The organism is Kitasatospora sp. NPDC049285, assembly GCF_040678815.1.
GTDB lineage: Bacteria > Actinomycetota > Actinomycetes > Streptomycetales > Streptomycetaceae > Kitasatospora.
Genome location: NZ_JBFAQR010000026.1, coordinates 22,187 through 42,892, shown reverse-complemented (window position 1 = coordinate 42,892; position 20,706 = coordinate 22,187). Strand labels below are relative to the sequence as shown.

The 20,706-nt window shown below is 73.4% G+C and carries 20 protein-coding genes; 13 read left to right on the top strand and 7 right to left on the bottom strand.

The window, feature by feature from the left end:
- The first annotated feature begins 13 nt into the window (after nt 1–13).
- Nucleotides 14–1,426, top strand: coding sequence for a glycosyltransferase 87 family protein (locus AB0K51_RS18560; RefSeq protein WP_363456229.1), 1,413 nt, complete (start codon nt 14–16; stop codon nt 1,424–1,426).
- 37 nt (nt 1,427–1,463) lie between these two features.
- Here the strand turns inward: AB0K51_RS18560 and AB0K51_RS18555 are convergent, their stop codons facing one another.
- On the bottom strand, nt 1,464–1,883 hold the full coding sequence (locus tag AB0K51_RS18555; protein WP_363456226.1) for an SsgA family sporulation/cell division regulator: 420 nt from the start codon (nt 1,881–1,883) through the stop codon (nt 1,464–1,466).
- A gap of 311 nt (nt 1,884–2,194) precedes the next feature.
- Between AB0K51_RS18555 and AB0K51_RS18550 the strand changes: the two genes are divergently transcribed.
- Nucleotides 2,195–4,129 (top strand): RDD family protein, encoded by a 1,935-nt coding sequence (locus AB0K51_RS18550; RefSeq protein WP_363456223.1) that lies wholly within the window; start codon nt 2,195–2,197, stop codon nt 4,127–4,129.
- A 121-nt stretch (nt 4,130–4,250) separates the two neighbouring features.
- Complete coding sequence (locus AB0K51_RS18545; protein WP_363456220.1) at nt 4,251–4,928, top strand: RDD family protein; 678 nt, start codon at nt 4,251–4,253, stop codon at nt 4,926–4,928.
- A 185-nt stretch (nt 4,929–5,113) separates the two neighbouring features.
- Here AB0K51_RS18545 and AB0K51_RS18540 read toward each other — a convergent pair whose 3' ends face one another.
- Nucleotides 5,114–5,473: a hypothetical protein gene (locus tag AB0K51_RS18540; protein WP_363456217.1), complete on the bottom strand. Its 360-nt coding sequence runs from the start codon at nt 5,471–5,473 to the stop codon at nt 5,114–5,116.
- A 371-nt stretch (nt 5,474–5,844) separates the two neighbouring features.
- On the opposite strand from AB0K51_RS18540, the gene AB0K51_RS18535 reads away from it, so the two are divergent.
- From AB0K51_RS18535 to AB0K51_RS18505, 7 genes are all read left to right on the top strand, one after another.
- Nucleotides 5,845–6,534 (top strand): endonuclease V, encoded by a 690-nt coding sequence (locus tag AB0K51_RS18535; protein ID WP_363456214.1) that lies wholly within the window; start codon nt 5,845–5,847, stop codon nt 6,532–6,534.
- Nucleotides 6,535–6,659: 125 nt separating this feature from the next.
- Nucleotides 6,660–7,133, top strand: a complete 474-nt coding sequence (locus AB0K51_RS18530) for a hypothetical protein (RefSeq protein WP_363456211.1) — start codon at nt 6,660–6,662, stop codon at nt 7,131–7,133.
- 64 nt (nt 7,134–7,197) lie between these two features.
- Nucleotides 7,198–8,628, top strand: a complete 1,431-nt coding sequence (locus tag AB0K51_RS18525) for a hypothetical protein (RefSeq protein ID WP_363456208.1) — start codon at nt 7,198–7,200, stop codon at nt 8,626–8,628.
- 91 nt (nt 8,629–8,719) lie between these two features.
- The gene (locus AB0K51_RS18520) at nt 8,720–10,126 is read left to right on the top strand and encodes a S8 family serine peptidase (RefSeq protein ID WP_363456205.1); all 1,407 of its coding nucleotides are present in this window, start codon (nt 8,720–8,722) and stop codon (nt 10,124–10,126) included.
- 201 nt (nt 10,127–10,327) lie between these two features.
- Nucleotides 10,328–11,698 (top strand): type VII secretion-associated serine protease mycosin, encoded by a 1,371-nt coding sequence (mycP, locus tag AB0K51_RS18515; RefSeq protein WP_363456202.1) that lies wholly within the window; start codon nt 10,328–10,330, stop codon nt 11,696–11,698.
- A gap of 277 nt (nt 11,699–11,975) precedes the next feature.
- A complete protein-coding gene (locus tag AB0K51_RS18510; RefSeq protein ID WP_363456199.1) occupies nt 11,976–12,290 on the top strand; it encodes a hypothetical protein in 315 nt (104 codons plus the stop codon).
- Nucleotides 12,291–12,319: 29 nt separating this feature from the next.
- Nucleotides 12,320–12,868 (top strand): DinB family protein, encoded by a 549-nt coding sequence (locus AB0K51_RS18505; protein WP_363456196.1) that lies wholly within the window; start codon nt 12,320–12,322, stop codon nt 12,866–12,868.
- A 7-nt stretch (nt 12,869–12,875) separates the two neighbouring features.
- Here AB0K51_RS18505 and AB0K51_RS18500 read toward each other — a convergent pair whose 3' ends face one another.
- Entirely contained in the window at nt 12,876–13,970 is a 1,095-nt protein-coding gene (locus AB0K51_RS18500; RefSeq protein ID WP_363456193.1) for a DUF2332 domain-containing protein, read from the bottom strand.
- A 306-nt stretch (nt 13,971–14,276) separates the two neighbouring features.
- Nucleotides 14,277–14,726 carry a hypothetical protein gene (locus tag AB0K51_RS18495; protein ID WP_363456190.1) on the bottom strand — a complete coding sequence of 150 codons (450 nt, stop codon included), beginning with the start codon at nt 14,724–14,726 and terminating at the stop codon, nt 14,277–14,279.
- 240 nt (nt 14,727–14,966) lie between these two features.
- Between AB0K51_RS18495 and AB0K51_RS18490 the strand changes: the two genes are divergently transcribed.
- Complete coding sequence (locus AB0K51_RS18490; protein ID WP_363456187.1) at nt 14,967–16,247, top strand: cation diffusion facilitator family transporter; 1,281 nt, start codon at nt 14,967–14,969, stop codon at nt 16,245–16,247.
- Between the two features lie 52 nt (nt 16,248–16,299).
- Here the strand turns inward: AB0K51_RS18490 and AB0K51_RS18485 are convergent, their stop codons facing one another.
- The gene (locus tag AB0K51_RS18485; RefSeq protein WP_363456184.1) at nt 16,300–16,809 is read right to left on the bottom strand and encodes a hypothetical protein; all 510 of its coding nucleotides are present in this window, start codon (nt 16,807–16,809) and stop codon (nt 16,300–16,302) included.
- A gap of 317 nt (nt 16,810–17,126) precedes the next feature.
- On the opposite strand from AB0K51_RS18485, the gene AB0K51_RS18480 reads away from it, so the two are divergent.
- Complete coding sequence (locus AB0K51_RS18480; protein ID WP_363456181.1) at nt 17,127–18,152, top strand: type IV toxin-antitoxin system AbiEi family antitoxin domain-containing protein; 1,026 nt, start codon at nt 17,127–17,129, stop codon at nt 18,150–18,152.
- Between the two features lie 43 nt (nt 18,153–18,195).
- On the opposite strand, the gene AB0K51_RS18475 is transcribed toward AB0K51_RS18480, so the two are convergent.
- The gene (locus AB0K51_RS18475; RefSeq protein WP_363456179.1) at nt 18,196–18,792 is read right to left on the bottom strand and encodes an isochorismatase family protein; all 597 of its coding nucleotides are present in this window, start codon (nt 18,790–18,792) and stop codon (nt 18,196–18,198) included.
- Between the two features lie 139 nt (nt 18,793–18,931).
- On the bottom strand, nt 18,932–20,245 hold the full coding sequence (locus tag AB0K51_RS18470) for a nicotinate phosphoribosyltransferase (RefSeq protein WP_363456176.1): 1,314 nt from the start codon (nt 20,243–20,245) through the stop codon (nt 18,932–18,934).
- A gap of 128 nt (nt 20,246–20,373) precedes the next feature.
- Between AB0K51_RS18470 and clpS the strand changes: the two genes are divergently transcribed.
- Nucleotides 20,374–20,667, top strand: a complete 294-nt coding sequence (gene clpS, locus AB0K51_RS18465) for an ATP-dependent Clp protease adapter ClpS (RefSeq protein WP_363456173.1) — start codon at nt 20,374–20,376, stop codon at nt 20,665–20,667.
- Nucleotides 20,668–20,706: the final 39 nt, after the last annotated feature.

Sequence of the window (20,706 nt, the reverse complement as noted above, 5' to 3'; positions counted from 1 at the left end):
ACGGAGCGAGACAGTGACCACGGTGCAAGCGGACCGGACGACGCCCCCCGGGCGCGACCCGCAGCCCCCCGTACCCGCCTGGCGCCGCCCGCTCACCGCCCCCGCCCGGCTGCTCGCCGACCTCGCCGCCGCCCTGCGCGCCGCCCCCCGCCGCCCGCTGCTCGCCGCCACCGCGCTCGCCGCACTCTCGCTGGTCGCGTACGCCACGGTGCGGCACTTCGTCGGCACCTCGATGGTCGACATGATCGTCTACCGGGCGGAGGGCGCCGCCGTCGCCCACGGCCGCGACCTCTACGCGATCCGGGTCACCGAGTGGGACCTGCCCGCCACCTACCCGCCGTTCGCCGCGATGCTGTTCGTGCCGACCACCTGGTTCGGCGTCCCGTTCCTGCGGATCGCCGTCACCGCCGGAAACCTCGCGCTGCTCGCGCTGCTCGCCCACCTGTCCTTCAAGCTGGTCGGCTGGCCCCGCCGCGAGGTGCGGCCGATCGGCGTGGTCCTGATCACCGGACTGGGTGTCTGGCTGGAACCGGTCTTCACCACGCTCCGCTACGGCCAGATCAACCTCGCGCTGGCCTGCCTGATCCTGTGGGACCTCACCCGCCCCGACAGCGCCCGCACCAAGGGCCTGGCGATCGGCCTGGCCGCGGGCATCAAGCTCACCCCCGGCCTGTTCGCCGTCTACCTGCTGATCACCGGCCGGGTTCGGGCCGCGTTCGTCGCCGGTGCGACCTTCCTCGGCACCTTCCTGATCGGCGCCCTGGTGCTGCCGGACGCCACCCGCGGCTTCTGGACCACCTACCTGTTCGACTCCACCCGGGTCGGCAAGACCGTCATCGTCGACAACCAGTCACTGCGCGGCATGGTCGCCCGCCTGCTGCACGCCGAGAACCCCGGCCTGCCCGCCACCGCGCTGGCCGCCGCCGTCGCCGTCGCCGGACTCGCCATCGCCGCCTGGGCGCACCGCAGCGCCCGCTGGTCGCCGCGCGCCGAGGCCTGGAGCGTCTGCGCCGCCCTGGTCACCGCCGTCCTGATCTCCCCGATCAGCTGGACCCACCACTGGGTGTGGTGCGTGCCGATGCTGGTGCTGCTCGCCGCCGAGGCCGCCCACGAGCGCTCCCGCCCGGCCGCCGTCCGGCACCTGCGCTGGCGGCCGATCCTCGCCCTGACCGTGCTCGGCTTCCTCTCCTTCGGCATGTGGGTCGTCCCGCACAAGGGCGACCTCGACCAGCACCTGCCCGCCCTGCACCAGCTCCCCGCCTCGGTCTACCCGCTGCTCGGCCTGTGCTTCCTCGCGGTCGCCGCGCTCCGGGTCCGCTCCCGGCGGATCGCCGCCGGCGCCCCGCTGGTGCGCGTCCCCGCGCAGCGCCCCGGCCCGGACGGGCTCGGCAGCGCCGGTGCCCAGAAGGCCCCCGCGGCCCGCTGAACAGTCCGCTCCGCCGCAGTCCGCTCCGCCGCGCCCCTCACGCCAGCAGCTCGGCGAGCGAACCGTCCAGGTCCAGCGCCTCCAGCTCCGCACCCGGCGGCACCAGCCGGTGCGCCCGCTCCAGCCAGGCCGCCACCGTCGCCAGCGGCGCCTCCAGCAGCGCGTCGCCGGCCGGCGAGCTCAGCGCCATGCACAGTACGCTGCGTCGCCCCGACCGGGTCGGCCAGATCCGCACGTCCCCCTGCCCGCACGGGCGGAACGTCCCCTCCACCAGCAGCTCCCGGGCGAACACCCAGGTCACCGGCGTCCCGCTGTCCAGGTGGAACGCCACGTACACCGCGAACGGGTCGTGACTCCCGTACGACAGCCGGGCCGGCACCGGGACGCTGCGCTCCGGCGACAGCACCAGTTCCAGTTCCAGTTCCTGCTCCACCACGCCCGTCGACTGTCCGGCCATGACCGCTCACCCTCCTCGCACCGCGGGGCCGCCGTTCGGCCCCCGCACCCGGAGAGAGGGGGAGGGCCGCGCACTCTTACACGGGTTCGCACAGAACTTTTCCCGCACCGCCCCGGTTGTTCCCCACGGGGCCGGATGCGCGCCCCCGCGGACCTGGCGGGTACGGCGAGTTCCACGACTTCCGGTGAACCCGGGGGACGAGGTCCGTCCAGGTACTACCCTTTGTGACTGCCCGGCGACTCTCCGCCCGCGGCTCCCCCACGCACATCCGCACGCCTGCTCGCCGCGGTGCCGGTACGAAGGAAGACGCAATGACGGACCGGCCCTCCCCAGGTGGCACCACCCTCGGCGCGTCCGCACCCGGCGAGGCCGGCCGACCCGGCTACTACCCCGACCCCTCGGTCCCCGGCTTCGTCCGCTACTGGGGCGGCCACGCCTGGGTCCCCGGCACCAGCCGGGCCGCCCCCGCCCCCGGCGAGCTGCTGGAACCCCCGCGCTTCGTCGCCCGCCACCTCAGCCCCCCGCCGTACCTCACCCCGCCCGGCGTCGCCGCCCCGGCGCCCGCGCTGACCGAGACCGGGCCGGTCTACCTCGACGAGACCGGCGCCGGCGCGGCCTTCACCATGGCGGCGAGCGCGTCCGCCCCCGGCACGCCGCCGGTGGACCCGCTACAGCCGCCCCGCGACCTGGAGCTCCGCCCGCGCACCGGATCCGAGCAGCTGCGCCCGGTCGAACCCGCGCCCTGGGCCGTGGCCGGCAACGGACTCCAACCGGTCACCACCCCGGAGTCCTGGGCGACCGCTGCCGCCCTCCGCTCCGCCCGCGAGGTCGAGGCCGCCGCCCGCCCGCTGGAACTCGCGCCGAGCGCACCCCGCAGCGACACCGGGCTGCACGACTCAGGGCTGCGCGACTCGGGGTTGCACGACTCAGGGCTCCACGACGGCGCTCAGCCGTACCCCGGCGGCGGACTGCTCGGGAGTCCGGCGCCCTACGCCGACGCCGGACTGCTCGGCGGCGATGCGATGCCGCCGGCCGACGCCGGGCCGTACGGGGACATGCAGCCGCACGCCGAGGCCGCGCCGGCAACCGGGCCGGCGTCGCCCGCCGTGTTCGCGTTCACCCTCGGCGAGGAGCTTGCGCCGTTCGAGTCGCCGTTCGAGTCGCCATTCGCGAAGCCCTCCGGGTCGCGCGCCGAGTCGCCCGTCGAGGAGCTCGCGCCGCGGCCCGCACAGCCGCTCGGCGGGACGCCCTGGCACGGTGCGGCCGGACCGGACCCCGCCAGGCCCGACTCGGTCGGCCTGGCCGCCGGTCCGGCGCCGCTGCACGAGCCGCTGCCCGATCGGCTCCCGGTGTCGCTTCCGGAGCCGCAGCCGTCCGCCGACTCCGGATGGCGGGCCGATCCGCGGGCGCAGCGCGGGCTGATGGAGACCGGCGACGCACCGCGCTGGGTCTCGTGGGGCGTCGAGTCGCCGACCGCCGCTGACGAACCGTCAGCAGAACCGTCGCAGCAGCCGTCCGCCGCGGCACCCCGCGCGGCGCACGTCACCAGCGAACGGGTCCGTCCGCCGCGCTGCCCCGAGCCCGAAACCGCCCCTGCCGCTGCTCCCGCCCCCGCCCCCGCTCCCGCGCCCGCTGCTTCGTCCGCCGCTTCGTCCGCCGCTGAGCGCCCGCGCCGTACGCCGTCGAAGCCCTCGACCGGCTCCGCCACCCGACCCACCCCCGGCTCCACGTCCGGAGCGCGGCGGGGGAGTGCCGCCCCGGTGCCCGCGGCGCTCGGGGCGCGGGCGTTGGCGTGGCTGCTGGACGGGGCGGTGACCACGGTGGTTGCGGCGGCCGTCGCGGTGCCGGTGGCCGGTCCGGCGATCGAGCACCTGCAGCGGAAGGTCGAACGGGCCGAACTGGCCGCCAGGATGACCGGCCACCAGTCCCAGGTCCTGCTGCTGGACCAGGTGGTGCTCGGCCGCCTCGGCGCCCTGCTCGGGGTGCTGCTGCTGTTCGGGCTGCTCTACCAGGTGCTGCCGACCGCCCGCACCGGCCAGACCTTCGGCAAGCGGCTGGCCCGGGTCCGGGTGGTCGCGGCCGGCGGTACGCGTCCGCCGGGTGTCGGCCGTTCGCTGCTGCGCTGGCTGGTGCGCTGCCTCGGCACCGTCGTGCTGATCGGTCTGCTCGCCCCGCTGCTGGACCGTTCCGCCCGGCGCGGCTGGCACGACCGCGCGGCCCGGACCCGGGTGGTCCGGGCCGGCTGACCTGGCGTCAGCGCAGGTTGACGAGTCGTCAGGGCAGGTGCGGGTCGTGAAACGAACCCAAAGGGGCCGAAACGACGCAAATGTCCCAACATCGTAGTATTCACGGTGTTCTACTCGGGGCATGAGCACCCAGGAACCCAACGGCACCGAGCCGGAGGAGGGCGCCAGGCCCTCGTTCGACAAGCAGCCCCCGTCGGCGGGCAGCCCGTACGAGACGCCGCCCGGCTACGGCGGTCAGTACGGTACCCCGGCCGGTTCGGGCTCCCCGTACGACAACCCGCCGCCCGGGTACGGTCCGCCGCCCGGGCAGACCCCGCCCCCCGGCGACCCGTCCGGCTCGCCCTACGGCGCGCCGGGCCCCGGGCCGGTGCCCGGGATGCCGGCGCTCGGTGGCTGGGGCGCGCGGATCGTGGCCAAGGTGATGGACTGGGTGATGGTGCAGGCGGTGGCGATCGTGGTGCTGCTGCCGTTCGCGAACTTCGGCAAGCAGGACGGCTGGGTCGGTTCGGCCTGGCTCGGCTACCTGCTCTTCCTGGTCTACGAGGGCGTGATGTTCAGCCGGGACGGCCAGACCCTCGGCAAGAAGGTGATGAAGGTCCGGGTCGCGATGCTCGCCGACGGCTCCGAGCCCACCCCCGGCGCCGCCTGGACCCGCGCCGCCACCTTCGTCGTCCCCGCGCTGATCTGCTGCGGCGGCCTGTGGTGGCCGGTCGACGGCCTGTTCGGCGTCTTCGACAAGCCCTACCGCCAGTGCGTGCACGACAAGGCGGCGAAGACCGTGGTGGTCTCCACCGCCTGACACGTCGTCGGGCCCTGGCCCGTCACCGGCCCCTGGCCCGTCGTCGGAGGCCGGCGCGTCATCGGTCGCTGATGCGTCACCGGTCACCGGTCACTGGTCGCTGGGCCCCGGGCACTCGGCAGCGGTCGACCTGCCGCGCGCCCGGGAGTTCTCCGTCCCCGGTCGGACGCCGCCCGCCGCGCTCGCTACCGGGACTGGCGGGCGTACTCCGGCTGCGGCAACGCCGTGCGGACCGGGAGTTCCGGCGCGGCCGTCGGCACCTGCCCGGACGGGGGAACCTGCCCCGCCGCTGGTGCCGGCGCGGTCGCGGGCTCGTCGCGGCGCGGCGAGGAGGAGACCAGCGCGGTGACCAGCGTCCCCAGCGCCACCGCGAAGCCGCACAGCACCGCGACCTGCCACACCCCGGTCTCCCCGGAGACGGCCAGCAGGGCCACCGCCGCGGCGGCCGTGATCAGCGTGCCGAGCGCCAGCTGTCCGGCGCTCGGCGTGAAGTTGACGGATCGTGAAGCAGCGGATGGGGCGGTGGACCGGCGAGCGCGGGCCATGGCAGTCAACCCTTCACGCGGAGCGGACGGTTCGGCGATGCGGCGGCGGCGCGGGCTCCCGGACAGTGATCCGGGCCCGGTCGTCGGGCGGGCCGTTGGGCGGGTGCAGCCCGTCGCGGTCCGGTAAGTACAGCCTAACCGTTGGGAGTTGGCATATGCGGGGGCACGGGGGGCGCACGGGCTCACGCGCCCGCCACCGTCACCCCCGACGTGCTTATGGGACGCAACGCCGCCACTCGATAGCGTGGACCGGTGCGCGAGCGGGCCCGCCCGCTCGCATGCCTTGACCTGCGACCCGTGACCTGCGACCCGTAACCCGTAACCCGCGACCCGTGACCCGCGACCCGCCGCCGACGTGACCCGGAGCCACCGTGACCGTTCCCCCCGACTGGCCGACCACCGCAGACGCCGCCCGCGCCGAACAACACCGCCTGCGCCCCCTGGTCGACCCCGAAGGCCCCGAACCCCCGCGCCGCCCCGGCACCCTGATCGCCGGCGTCGACGTCGCCTACGACGACGAACGCGACGTCGTCGCGGCCGCCGCCGTCCTCCTCGACTACGCCACCCTCGACGTCGTCGAACAGGCCACCGCCGTCGGCCGGGTCGCCTTCCCCTACCTCCCCGGCCTGCTGGCCTTCCGCGAACTCCCCGCCGTCCTCGACGCGCTCTCCCGCCTCACCCGCACCCCCGACCTCATCGTCTGCGACGGTTACGGCCTCGCCCACCCCCGCCGCTTCGGCCTCGCCAGCCACCTCGGCGTCCACACCGGCCTCCCCACCATCGGCGTCGCCAAGACCCCCTTCACCTTCCACCACGACCCGCCCGGCCCGAACCGCGGCGACTGGACCCCCCTCCTCGACGGCCCCGAAACCGTCGGCCGCGCCCTCCGCACCCGCCAGGGCGTCAAGCCCGTCTTCCTCTCCACCGGCCACCGCATCGGCCTCCCCCAAGCCACCGCCGTCACCCTCGCGCTCACCCCTTCCTACCGCCTCCCCGAAACCACCCGCCGCGCCGACTCCCTCTGCCGCCGGGCCCTCGCCGCCACCGCACTCCACACCTGACCGACTTCCGCCACCAGGCAGCGTTTTGACGAGCCGTGGCATGTGTTAGACATATGGATTGGGGCCAACTTTCCTTCCGGCCCCGGCGGTCAAGCGGGCAGCAGGTACGGGGGAGGTACAAGAACGTGAGCACAGGTGGCAACGGCTACCGCGTCGAGGTCGACAGCCTCCGGGCGTTCGCCGCGCAAGTCCGCGGCCTGCTCAAGGAGTTCGAAGACGGCGCAGGCGGCTCGAAGGTCCACGGCATGACATCCGTGGGCTCGTCGGCGTTCGGCAACTTCGCGGAGGCAGAGGCGCTGCACGCGAAGTACGGCGAGATGCGGGACACACTGAAGCAGGTTCTGGACGGGCTTCAGGCCGCGATCGACGAGGTCCAGCAGCGGGCTGAGCGGACCGCGACGAACTACGAGGAGCAGGAGCACGGAACTGTTCGGCAGATGAAGCTGGACAGTGACGGTTGGTCGGTCGGTGGCGCGCCCACCCTCCGCACGACCTCGTCTGCCGGTTCACGTTCGCGGTCCGGAGTGCCGCAGGACTCGCGGCCGCCTGCCGGGAACAGCTCGCCGGCCGGTAGCGGAGAGCCGCACCCGACATGGTGACGAACCGGACGAACAGCAGCCTGGGCGAGGACCGCCCCACGGGTCGGCTGGAGGGGAGCCATCTGTGAACGACTTCACCAACTTTCACGCCTACAGTCACGGCGACCTGCGCAACATGGTGCAGTCCATGGACTCCGGCGGGGTCATGTCGGCCGCCGATCCGTGGCGTCGCGCGACCGACACGCTCAAGCAGATCCACTCTGCTTTGAACACCGCGGCGTCGGACGCCACCGCGTCGTGGCAGGGCAGTACCAGCGACACGTTCCACGCGCGGATGATCAATCTGTCCGACACGGTCAACAACGCAGCGGCGTACGCCAATGACGCTGCGAACGTGCTGCAGATGATGTCGGAAGCGATCGACACCGCGAAGCGCAACATGCCCGAGGAGCCGAGCTTCTGGGACAAGGCGGGCGACGCGATCAGCGATACCGCGCAGAGCGCGGTGGGTGTCGACAACGAGGACACCCGGACCTCCGTCGCTGACTCGCGCAAGGCCAAGGCTGTGGGCGTCATGGAGACCCTAGCGGCCAGCTACCGGAGCGCGACCTCCTATCTGAAGCCGCCGCCCCCGCCGCCCCCGCCGCCGCGGGGATATCTGGACGACAAGCAGCAGCTTCCGCCGCCGGACAACTCGGGTGCCGACGCGATCAGCGCGTTGATCGTGGGAGGCGGCCTAGGCCTCGTGAACGCCGGTCAGTCGATCGCTCCCTCTGGGGCGTCCAAGAACACCGGGTCGTCGAGCAACCGTGCCCCGCAGGCTCCCAAGCCTGCGGTGATCCGGCCCGCCGACCCCGGCATCTCGGGCGGCACGGCCAACCCCGTGCCGCAGCCCAAGGGGCCCAGCACCGGCATCGACGGGATTCATGGCGGTACGGGCGGCCCAGGTACCACCTCGACCATCGGTGGTACCAGCGGTATCGGCGGCGGCCGCGGTATCAACGGCGGCGGAGGCCTTGGGACGGCACCCAACATCGGTCCGGGTGGTCTGATCGGCCGTGGCGAGGAAGGCATGCTCGGCGGCTCCGGCATCGGCAGCAACCGGGCCGGCTTCACCGGTAGCAACGCCTCGAAGTCCGGCGCCTTCGGCGCCGGCGGCATGGGCGGCGCCAACGGTCCGGGCGGAATCGGCGGCGGAGCCGGTGGTGCCGGTGCCGGCGGCGCGGGCGGCAGCGGTGCAGGGGGTCGCTCCGGTGGCAGCCTGACCAGCAAGGCCGGCGGTGTCATCGGCGAGTCCACCCGGAGCACTGCGGGCGGACGTTCCTTCACCGAGGGCGGTTCGGGCATCGGACGCAGCCGTCCGGGCCAGGGCGCCGGGGCCGGCCAGGCCGGCGGTCCGGGGCAGGGCGGTGCCGGACAGGGCCAGGGTGCCGCAGGGCACGGCCAGGCCGGCAAGAAGGACAAGAAGAAGGGCAAGGACCGTCCCGACTACCTCGTCGAAGATGAGGAAACGTGGGCGTCCGGGGACCAGGTCAATCCGAACGTGGTGGAATGACCTTCGGCCACGAGAACAGTCGAACATGACCCGGCCGTCCGCAGATCCCAGGGTCTGCGGGCGGCCGCTTCAACGAGTGGGGTGACAAGGCTTGACGACCAGCCGATCCGTGCGCGGTCTGGCCGCGCTCGCCGCGGGGGCCCTGGTGTGGGGCATGAGCGCCGGACCCGCTTCGGCGGATCAGATCCGTGACGGCCAGTGGGTTCTGCAGAATTACGCCGTCGACTCGCGGGTCTGGCCCGTCAGCCAGGGTGAGAACGTCACCGTGGCAGTGATCGATTCCGGCGTTGCCGAGCATCAGGACCTTGCCGGACAGGTTGTTCAGGGCGCCGAGTTCCCGAGCGGGGGAGACCCCAGAGTCGACACGATCGACCACGGCACTGGCATTGCGGTGGACATCGCCGGCCGAGGACACGGCGATCACGCCGGAATCATCGGCTTGGCTCCCAAGGCCAAGATCATGCCGCTCAAGGTCAACACCCAGTCGGGCGAGAAGGAAGGCAGCTTCGACGCCAACGCCGTTGCCGCCGCGATCCGTTACGCGGTGGACCACGGAGCGAAGGTCGTCAACATGTCGTTCGCCGGAACGGACGGGACGAACAAGAACCTTCGTGAGACCGTCAACTACGCGATCCAGAAGGACGTCGTGCTGGTCGCGGCCTCCGGGAACGACGGCGACCAGCCCAATGTGAAGATCGGCTATCCCGCGGCATTCCCCGGCGTCGTGGTCGTCGGAGCGATCGACAGGAACGGTGACCTCTGGCCGCGCTCGGTGACCGGCGATCAGGTCACGCTTGTCGCTCCGGGCGTTGACATCTACACCGTGTCGTCGAAGTCGACCTCCAGCTACGCAGTTGCCAACGGCACGTCCGATTCGGCGGCCTATGTCTCGGCGATCGCCGCCCTCGTTCGGTCCAAGTATCCGAACCTGTCGGCCGGTCAGGTCATCAACCGGATGATCAAGAGTGCGGCGCAGCCCGAAGGGAAGGGGCCGTTCCCGAACAGCAAGTTCGGCTACGGGATTGCGTCGCCCGGGTCCTCGCTTGCCGCGAACCCCGCGGTGGACAACGGGCCGAAGGAGAACCCGCTGCTGGCCCGAGCCGAGTCGCCAGGGAGTGGCGCGACTCAGGGTGCGTCCTCCTCCGCCACGGCCGGCACCGGCAACCCTGCCCCGAGTAGTGGGACGTCCAACGGAGCCAGCAGTTCCTCCAGCAGCAGTGTCACGGTGATCGCCGTGGTCGGCGGCGTCCTCGCTCTCGTGGTCGTCGTCGTGATCATCGTCCTCATCCGCCGCTCGCGGAACCGCAACGGGGGTGGGCCCAACCCGCCTGGTGGGGGGGCGCAGGGGCCGGGGTACGGGGGTGGGTATCCGCCGCAGCAGGCGCAGCAGGTGTACGGGCAGCCGCAGGGTGGCGGGTATCCGCAGCAGCAGCCGTACCCGCAGCAGCAGTACCCGCCGCAGGCGCCGCCCGCGGGTGGGAATCCTTACCAGCACTGAACGGTGAGTTGGAGCGGTCCCTCGGACTGGGCGACATGGGCCCCGGCCGGGGGACCGTTCGTTGCCCGGGGGGCCGCGGCAGCACGGGCAGTCGGATGACTAGGGGACGGGGGTCCGCGAGTGAGCGGGAGAGTGGTGCGGGGCGCGGCCGTGTTGGTGGCGGGGGCGTTGGTGTGGGCGGGCGGCGGTGGGGGAATCGCCTTGGCGGATCAGATCCGTGACGGGCAGTGGGTGTTGCGGAACTACGGCGTGCAGGACCGGGTCTGGCCGATCAGCCAGGGTGCCGGGGTGACGGTCGCGGTGATCGACTCGGGCGTGGCCGAGCACCAGGATCTGGCGGGTCAGGTCGTGCAGGGGACGGACGTCTCGGGCGGCGGGGACCCGCGGGTCGACAGCATCGGTCATGGCACGGGGATCGCCGCTGACATCGCGGGCCGGGGGCACGGCGACCGGGCGGGGGTGATGGGGTTGGCGCCCAAGGCCAAGATCATGCCGGTCAAGGTGATGACGCAGTCCGGGGACCGGGACGGCAGCTTCGACTCCAACCAGATCGCCGACGCGATCCGCTACGCGGTCGACCACGGGGCGAAGGTGGTCAACATGTCCTTCGGCGGGGTCGACGGGACGAACGAGAAGCTTCGCGGGGCAGTGGCGTACGCGGTCGAGAAGGAGGTCGTCCTGGTGGCCGCGTCGGGGAACGACGGCGACCGGCCGGGGTCGGGGATCGACTATCCGGCGGGATTCCCCGGCGTGCTCGTGGTGGGGGCGGTGGACCGGAACGGCGAGGTCTGGCAGAAGTCGGTCGGCGGGAAGCAGCTGACGGTCGTCGCACCCGGGGTGGACATCTACACCGCGTCCACGACCTCGAACTCCAGCTACGCGACGGCTACCGGGACCTCCGACTCGGCGGCCTACGTGTCCGCGGTCGCGGCGTTGGTGCGGTCGAAGTACCCGAACCTGTCGGCGGGTCAGGTCGTCAACCGCATGATCAAGAGCGCGGTGCAGCCGGACGGCAAGGGGCCGTTCCCCAATGACAGGTTCGGCTACGGGATCGTCTCGCCGGCCGCCGCCCTCGCGGCGAACCCGGTGGTGGACAACGGGCCGAAGGAGAACCCGCTGCTCGGCCGTCCGGAGCCGAACCCGAAGGCGGCGGGCCACGCGACCGCTTCGGTCGACCCGGCGGCACCGACCCCGGGCGGGGGTCAGGCGGCCGCGTCGAGTCAGGACGGCTCCGGCAACGTCGGCAACAAGCTGCTCGTGGTGGCCGGCGCAGGTCTGGGCCTGGTCGTCGTGGTCGTCGTGGTGGTGTTGGCGGTGCGGTCCGGACGCCGGCGCCGGTCCACCGCACCCGGCGGCGCCCGCCGACCGGACGGGCCCACGTACGGATACCCGCCGCACCACGGCCCGCACCCACAGCCGTACGGCCGGCCTCAGCCACCCGGTCAGCCCCAGCCCCCGCAGCCCTACGGTCAGCCCCAGCAGCAACAGCCCTACGGTCAGTTCCAGCAGCAACAGCCCTACGGTCAGCCGCAGGCGTACCCGCCGGGCGGGGGGAATCCGTACCAGCGGTGAGGTGGCGCGGTGGCGACACGCTCACGGATGGGGGCGGTTGCTCGTGTGGGGGCGGCCGGTCAGGTAGGAGATGGCTGAGGAGTCGTCGGATACCTGGAGGGTCGTTCGTCATGATGCGTTGGAAGATTGCCGTGGTGGGAGTACTGGTCGCGGTGGCGGGGGTTGCGGGGGCGGGGCCGTCGGCGGCTGCGGACGGGCCGCAGAACGCCGAGCAGGCGGCGGTGTGTTCGAAGATGTTGGGGTCGCTGCTGCCGGGGCTCGTGCCGACCTCGATGGTGTGCAAGATCAACTCGGCGGGGTAGCTCGACTGAGCCGCCTCGCGGATGTCGGAGCGCTGCCCACGATCGAGGCCGACCGGCACGACACCGCCTCCGGCCCCCTGGTCGCGGTGGGCGACTGCCACACCTGCGACCGGGAGGCCGCGTTCGACGGGTTGCCGCAGCAGGAGCGGTTCGCCTCGGACGTCCAGTGCCGCCCGGCCCACGCGGACGCCCACGGGCGAATGGCCCGCGCGGATGCCCACGGGCAGGCAGCCCACGCGGGCGCCCGCTGGCGGGATCTCGATGACCGCTGGCGGTTGCGCCCCTGGTGAGGGGGTGGCCGCCGCGCCATCCTGGACGCATGATCACTCCTGACACCAAGGACTGGACCTGGGTCCTCGAACGCTCCTGCGCCGACTGCGGCCTGGATGCCCAGGCGGTGCCGTACCTCGAGGTCGCGGGCATGATCCGCGCCAACGCGGCGTCCTGGACGGAGATCCTCGCCGCCGATCCCGCGCAGCTGCGCGAGCGGCCCGGCCCGGATACCTGGTCGGACCTCGAGTACGCGTGCCACGTCCGCGACGTGTTCCGGCTGTTCGACCAGCGGCTGGCGCTGGTACTCGGTGAGGACGACCCGACCTTTGCCAACTGGGACCAGGACGAGACGGCCGTGGCGGAGCGCTACGGCGAGCAGGACCCGGCCCGGGTCGCGGTCGAACTCGCCGAGGCCGCGGAGCAGTTGGCGAGGTCCTTCGAGGCGGTCGAGGGTCCGCAGTGGCAGCGCACCGGCACCCGCAGCGACGGCGCCCGGTTCACCGTGGAGTCCTTCTCGCGCTACCTGATCCACGACCCGGTGCACCACCTGCACGACGTCACCGGCATCAAGCACCAGGCCGCCAAGGCGAACTGACGACTCCTCAGAGTTCGAAAGCGGGGTCGGACGCGGCGAGCGTCCAGGCCGGCAGCCCGTGCGGCACCGACTCCGCCAGCACCCGCTCCCGCCCGGCGCCCAGCCGGGCGGTGAGCAGGAAGCGGTGCTCGGCGCCGACCCGGCGGGGCTCCAGGGCGAGGTGGACGAACGGAGCGGACGGCCCGGCCGCGGTGGCCAGGCGCGCCAACTCGCCCTCCACGGACTGCCATTCGTCCGCCGGGACGTACTGCCGCATGACCGAGTGCCAGACCACGGTCAGCGTCCCCTCGGCGACCTCGACCTCGCGCAGGAACGCGGCGGCGCCGAGCGGTGCGACGGGGGCGGGGGTGCCGGCGGCCAGCTGCAGGGCACCGTCCAGCCGTGACAGGCGCGGGAGTTGGTCGGCCCAGACGTAGGCGCGCAGGGCGAGGGAGCCGGCCGCGGAGCGGGGGTCGATCGGGGTCGGGTCGCAGCCGCGGCGTTCGACCACCTGCTGGAGCGGGGCGTCCGGCAGCCACGGCGGCGGGTCGCCGCGCCAGGCGTCGGCGAGCAGGACGGGGGAGTCCGCGGGGCCGTAGGAGAACCCGGGGGAGGCGCAACGGAACTGCTCGGCCAGGAGGTTGAGCCCGGCGCTGGAGCCGAGCTCGAACAGCCGGACCGGCAGCGGGCCGGTGGACAGTTCGCGCTGGGCCCAGGTCAGGCCGGCCAGCAGCAGATTGGCCCGGCCGACCTCGTTGGTCTGCGGGGGCCGGGTCAACCAGTCGCGGATCCAGGGCAGTTCGGCGGCCACGGTGGCGCGGAACGCGGGCCAGGGCGCGTCCGGGTCGGCGGGGTCGAACCGGCCGCCGGCGCTCGGGTAGTGGACGGCGAGGGCGGGCGCCCGGCCGGAGAGCACCAGGGCGTGGACGGCGCCGAGCAGGCGCAGGGCGATGGCGGCCGGTCCGGGGGCGTCCTCGTGTCCGGCGATCGCCTCGGCGCAGGGGCCGGCCTCGGCCAGGTCCTCGGCGGCGCGGCGCAGCAGGGCGGCGGACAGCGGCGAGCCCAGTTCGGCGCAGGCTTCGGCCTGGTGCCGAAACATGGCGACGGCGTGGTCGAGCGGCATACGGGGTCTCCGTCCTCAATCGACTGGAGATCATCTTTCGCCGGAGCGCCATGCCGCGGTAGCGCCCCACGGGGTGATTCCCCTCACGGGCGCCCCGCCCGCCTGCTCCGGCTGCCCCGCCACCCACCCCTCTCCACCCCCATCGGCCCCGCCCGCGACGTCGTTCGCCCGGACGCTGCGCGCGGAGGCACGCGAGGGGCGGGGAACGGGCTCAGGGGCGCGTGTGGCGGCCCCGCACGCGGGGTGGCGCGGCCACACCCGCACCGTCCGCCACGCGGCCGCCACGGCGGCGTCGGAGGCCCGTGCTCACCAGTCGGCGGTGCGGCGGCGGTGGGTGTGGCGGAGCTGGCTGGTGATGTTGGCGGTGTCGCCGCCCACCACGTCGGCGATCTCGGGCGTGGCCAGGCCGACCACGTAGTGCAGGATCGCCAGGTCCTCGTCGTCGCCGCCGGGACGCAGGTCCTCGCCGCCGACCAGGGCGTGCTGCTCGGTGACGGTGTCGCGGAGGATCTGCCAGGCCGCGGCAGCGGGGTTGGGGCTCTCCAGGACGGTCGGCCAGACGGCGGCCAACGCGTGCAGGGCGAGCCGGACCACCCGGTGGGCGGCACCGGGCTCGCGGAACCAGACTCGGGCGTAGCTCAGGTACCGGGGCTCGTGCAGTTCGCAGAAGGCGGCGAACTCGACGGAGACGTGCGGAAGTTCGGTGGACCAATCGACGGATGCCGAGTCTGCGGCCGGGATATGACGGTCAGTCACATCAGCTGCCTCTCGATCTGGGTCCGGACGGGGAGCGTCAGCGCTCACTCTAGGCCCTCGGGCAGGTGCTGTGGGTGACAAGTCTGCTGAGATGCCCGGCACCGGACCGTATTCCGGCCGTTGTGTGACGCCCCGTCAGCAGTCATCGCTCCCGGGGCGCAGCTGCGAGCACGTCGCACCTGGTCAGACATGGTAGATCGGCAGTGGCTGCAGGGCAGTTGGTGTGCCACTGTGAGCCCCATGGGTGAACGCGGACACGGCGACGGGACTCACCTTCCAGAGCGAATCCCGGGCCACGGGCATGACCACCATCACACATCCGACCGGCAGCACCGGCACGGCCACGAGCACCACGGCCACCACCACCCGCACGGCGGCACCGGCCAGGACCCCCACGAGAACAGCCACGGCCACCGTCAAGACGGCCCCGACCATCACCACGGCGACCATACCGACTCCCGGCACGGCGATCACCACCACGCCGAGCACCATCGCACCGAGCACCATCACACCGAGCACCATCACACCGACCACCCGCACGGCCGGACCCGCGCCCGCAGGCTGGCCCACCGGCTCGCGCACCTGTTGCGCCCGCACTCCCACGACGCCGCGGACCGGGTGGACCCGGCGATGGAGTCCTCCGCCGCCGGGCTGCGCACGCTGTGGGTCTCGCTGCTGGTGCTGGGCGCCACCGCCGCCGTGCAGGCGGTGATCACCGCACTGTCCGGCTCGGTGGCGCTGCTCGGCGACACCGTGCACAACGTGGCCGACGCGCTGACCGCGGTGCCGCTGGGCGTGGCGTTCCTGCTCGGCCGGCGCGCCGCCAACCGGAGCTACACCTACGGCTACGGCCGGGCGGAGGACCTGGCGGGCGTCGCGGTGGTGGTGGCGGTGGCCGCCTCCTCGCTGCTGGCCGGCTGGACGGCGGTGGACCGGCTGCTGCATCCGCGACCGGTGGAGCACCTGTGGGCGGTGGCCGGCGGGGCGCTGATCGGCTGCGTCGGCAACGAGTGGGTGGCCCGGTACCGGATCACCACCGGGCGGCGGATCGGCTCGGCGGCACTGGTCGCGGACGGTCTGCACGCCCGCACCGACGGGCTGACCTCGCTGGCGGTGCTGTTCGGCGCGGGCGGCAGCGCCCTGGGCTGGCGGCTCGCCGACCCGGTCGTGGGGCTGCTGATCACGGTGGCGATCCTGGCGGTGCTGCGGACCTCGGTGCGCGAGGTGGGCCGACGGCTGATGGACGCCGTCGACCCGGCCCTGGTGGACGCCGCGGAGCGCGAACTCGCCGCGGTGGACGGGGTGCGCGGGGTCGGCGCGGTGCGGATGCGCTGGATCGGCCATGCGCTGCGCGCCGAGGCGGAGGTCGTGGTCGACCACACGCTGACGGTGGTGGCCGGCCACCAGGTGGCGGTGGCCGCGGAACGGGCGCTGATCCGCGCCGTCCCCCGCCTGCTCGCCGCCACCGTGCACATCGACCACGTCCCGGCCGAGGGCCGACCCGCGCACCTCGGCGCCTGACGCGCCATCAGCTGACTGACCAGGCGTCATATGTGGTCGCCCGGGCGGTCCTTCAGGCCCCGAAGGCCCGCCCGGCCGACCCGACTCCGCCCTGCGCGGCACCAGCACCAGCACTCGCACCGGCCGCCCCACCCGCAGCCGCGTGCGCCGCCGCGCTCGCCGCCGCGGCCTCCGCCGCGAGGGCGGCCGAGGCCACCGTCTCGGGGGAGCGGCGTTCCTGGCGGGGGATGCCCGAGTCCGGTCCGGGGCGCAGTGGGAGTTCGTCGACCGCCTCGCGCGCGGCCAGGTAGGCCTGCACGGCGGCGATCCCGTACACGGGCTGGATCAGTTGGTGGCCCTTGAAGAACGGCCGGGCCGGGGCGAACCCGGCGGCGGTCACCAGGTCGCGGATCTCGGCTATCTCTTCCTCGCTGCGCGCCGTGAAACGCACCTCCCAGCCCTTCTTGTACGCGCGGCCCTCGTCGCCGCCGCGCCGGGCGGGATCGGGTTGGCGGACGTAGCCGGGCAGGCGGCCGAGGCGCAGTCGGGCGGCGCGCTGGGCGGATGACTCGTCGCGGGGCATGAGCCGATGTTAGGCAATTCGGGGGTGCCCCGGTGTAGCCGGGGCGGTATCCAACCGTGTGGGCTCGATCACGGTCGGTCAGGACGCGCAGGTCAGCGTCCTGGTGTGGGAAGAGTCGTGATGCTGTGGCGATCCAATGAAAATCGGATAGTAGAAAACAAGTCCGATCTAATCCGGCAACGGAGTGAACGTCCTATCCGCCGAATGGGTGAGGATATGGGGACTTTAGTGCGGAGCAGTCCCGGTTTGACGACGGTTGGGTAACAGCTCGTCAGGTCAGGAGTCGACTGTCGGTGGTGCGGGGGAGTGTTGACGGCATGAACTACCAGATTCCCCCGCAACCCGCCTCGCTCGAGGAACTCGCCCGCCGCCAGCAGAACGTGGTGACGGCCAGTCAGTTGCGCGCCCGGGGCGTGCCGGCCCGCATGGTGAGCGAACACTGCCGGAGCGGCGGTCCGTGGCAGCGGCTGCTGCCACGGGTCTACCTGCTGCAGGACGGCTCACCCACCCCGGAGCAGCGGATGTGGGCGGCGCTGCTGTACGCGGCGCAGAACGGCCGGGAGGAGGGCGGCCGGGAGGGCGCGGTGATCACCGGCGCGGCGGCCCTGGCGCTGTACGGCTTCGTGTCGATGCCGCGGCTGCCCGCGGTGCTCGGGGTCGAGGTGCTGGTGCCCCGGCAGCGCCGGCTGCGGGACTCCGGGCCGGTGCGGATCCGGCGCACCGAACGGGAGTTGGTGGCCCGGTCGGTGCACGGCCTGGCCTGCGCGCCGGTCGCCCGCGCGGTGGCCGACGCGATCCGCGAGTGGACCGAGCAGGGTGCCTTCGAGACCGGACTGGTCGGCCCCGGCCTGCTGCGCGCGGTGCTGCGCGAGGCGGTGGAGCGGGAGGGCGGCTGCGCGGCCGCCGAGCTGATTGGCGAACTCGCCGACGCCGGCCTGCTGGAGGAGCCCCGGGTGCGCGCCGCGGTGGACGAACTCCTCGCCGCGCGGCGGGAGTCGGCGTTCGCGAAGCTGGCCGGGCTGGCCGCCGAGCAGGGCCTGCCCGCCCCGCTGGCCGGCCCCGAGCTGCGGATGCGCGGCGGCACGTACATCGCGGTGCCCGACCTGTACTGGCCGGAGGCCGCGGTGGCGGTCGAGGTGGACTCCGAGCTGCGCTGCGTCAGCGAGGGCGAGGCGGCCTGGGTGCGCGGCGGCCAGCACCGGATGGAGTACCTGGGGGTGCGCGTGGTGTACGTCTCCTCGGCCCGGCTCGCCGCCGAACGAGACGTGGTCGGTGGCGAGTTGGCCGAGGCGTACGAGCGCGGCGGCGAGGACGTGGTGGAGCTGGTGGTCACCGAGCGCTGACCGCCGACAGAGTGACGGTCGGTCAGGTGGACCTGGCGGAGGGTCAGCCGGTGGTGCGGACCACCGGGGCGCCGGTCAGCTCCACGCCCGCGGCGCGCAGGTCGTCCAGGGCGGTGGCGGTGGTGGCGGGCGCGACGCCGGCGGTCAGGTCGAGCAGGACGCGGGTGCCGAAGCCCTCGCGGGCGGCGTCCAGGGCGGTGGCCCGGACGCAGTGGTCGGTGGCGATGCCCACCACGTCGACGTCGGTGACGCCGCGTTCGCGCAGCCAGGCGGCGAGGGTGCCGCCGTGCTCGTCGAGGCCCTCGAAGCCGCTGTAGGCGGCGGCGTGCGCGCCCTTGGAGAAGACCGCCTCGACGGCGCCGGAGGTGACCGAGGGGGCGAAGTTGGGGTGGAAGCCCACGCCCTCGGTGCCCGCCACGCAGTGCACGGGCCAGCTGGAGACGTAGTCGGGCTCGGCGGCGAAGTGCGGGCCGGGGTCGATGTGGTGGTCGCGGGTGGCGACGATGTGGGCGTAGCCGGGAGCGGAGTCGGCGATCAGGTCGGTGATCGCGGCCGCGACCTCGGCGCCGCCGGCGACGGGAAGGCTGCCGCCCTCGCAGAAGTCGTTCTGCACGTCGACGACGATCAGGGCCCGGTGCATGGCTGGCTTCTCTCGTTGGGATGGGGTGCGGCCCGAGGCGGCCGCGTCGGCGGGTGGTGCTCCGGGACCGGCCCCGGAAGCGGTGGCGCTTGGCACTCTAGGCAGTGGCGTGCGACGGCGGAAGGGTCCGCGCCGCGGCTCAGCCGGTGTGACGCTCGGTGGTCAGGACCGGCTCGCCGCGGGAGAGCTGGGTGGCCGACAGCGGGAGCGCGGCGCGGGCCCGGCGGTGGCGCTCGCGGGCGGCGTCCAGCGGTTCGCGGCCGACCACCTCGCCGCCCTGGATCAGCGGCACGTGCACCAGGTGCGGCTCCAGTTCGGCGGGCACCGGGCCGGTGCCGACGATCTCGGTGTCCGCGACGCCGTCCGCGTCGGGCCGACGGGCCGCCCACTTGCGTCCGCCGACGCTGGTCTTGCCGCCGGCCGAGCGCTTGGCGACCGGCACCAGCTCGCCGCCGGGCACCGACTCGCGGGCGACCAGCTTGTAGACCATCGCGCAGGTCGGGTGGCCGCTGCCGGTGACCAGGCTGGTGCCCACCCCGTAGCCGTCGACGGGGGCGGCGGCGAGCGCGGCGATGGCGTACTCGTCCAGGTCCGAGGTGACGATGATCTTCGTCCCGGTGGCGCCGAGCTCGTCGAGCTGGCGGCGCACCCGGTGGGCGAGCAGGGTCAGGTCGCCGGAGTCGATCCGGACCGCGCCGAGGTCGGGGCCGGCCACCTCGACCGCGGTGCGGACCGCCTCGGCCAGGTCGTAGGTGTCCACCAGCAGGGTGGTGGAGCGGCCCATCGACTCGATCTGGGCGGTGAAGGCGTCCTTCTCGGTGTCGTGCAGCAGGGTGAAGGCGTGCGCGGCGGTGCCGGTGGTGGGGATGCCGTAGGTGAAGCCGGCCTGAAGGTCCGAGGTGGCGGCGAAGCCCGCCAGGTAGGCGGCCCGGGCGGCGGCGACCGCGGCCTGCTCGTGGGCGCGCCGGGCGCCCATCTCGATCACCGGCCGGTCCCCGGCGGCGGCGGTCATCCGGGAGGCCGCGGCGGCGATCGCCGAGTCGAAGTTGAGGATCGACAGGATCACCGTCTCCAGGATCACCGCCTCGGCGAAGCTGCCCTCCACGGTGAGCAGCGGCGAGCCGGGGAAGTACACCTCGCCCTCGGGGTAGCCGTGGACGTCGCCGGTGAACCGGTAGTCGGCGAGGAAGCGCAGGGTGTCGTCCTCCACCACCTTCTGGTCGGCCAGCCAGTCGAGTTGCGGGGTGGTGAAGCGGAAGTCCTCGATGGCGTCCAGCACCCGGCCGGTGCCCGCGACCACGCCGTAGCGGCGCCCGTCGGGCAGGCGGCGGGTGAAGACCTCGAAGACCGATCGGCGATGGGCGGCGCCGCTGCGCAGCGCGGCCTGCAGCATGGTGAGCTCGTAGCGGTCGGTGAGCAGCGCGGAGCTGCGGTGCGCGGTGATGGCGTCCATGGGGATGATGCTACTACCACTTAGCGTCAGTTTGACGATTTCTCGCGCCGGGTCGACCCTGATTCGCTCCGCCGTCCCTCGGATGGAAGCATGGGGAGGGAAACCGAGTCGACGAGGAGAGGCAGCCTGTGAGTGTCGCGCCGGTGGAGATCGAGCGCCCGGAGACGGAGGGGGTCCCGGTCACCGAGCCGGACACTCCGTGGGTGACCATCGTCCACAACGACCCGGTCAACCTGATGAGTTACGTGCAGCACGTCTTCCAGGCGTACTTCGGGTACCCGAAGGACAAGGCCCGCAAGCTCATGATGGACGTGCACACCAAGGGGCGGGCGGTGGTCTCCAGCGGCACCCGCGAGGAGATGGAGCGGGACGTGCAGGCGATGCACGGCTACGGCCTGTGGGCCACCCTCCAGCACGACTGACGGCCCGTCATCCACCGATCCACGAGGGACTGATCCGAA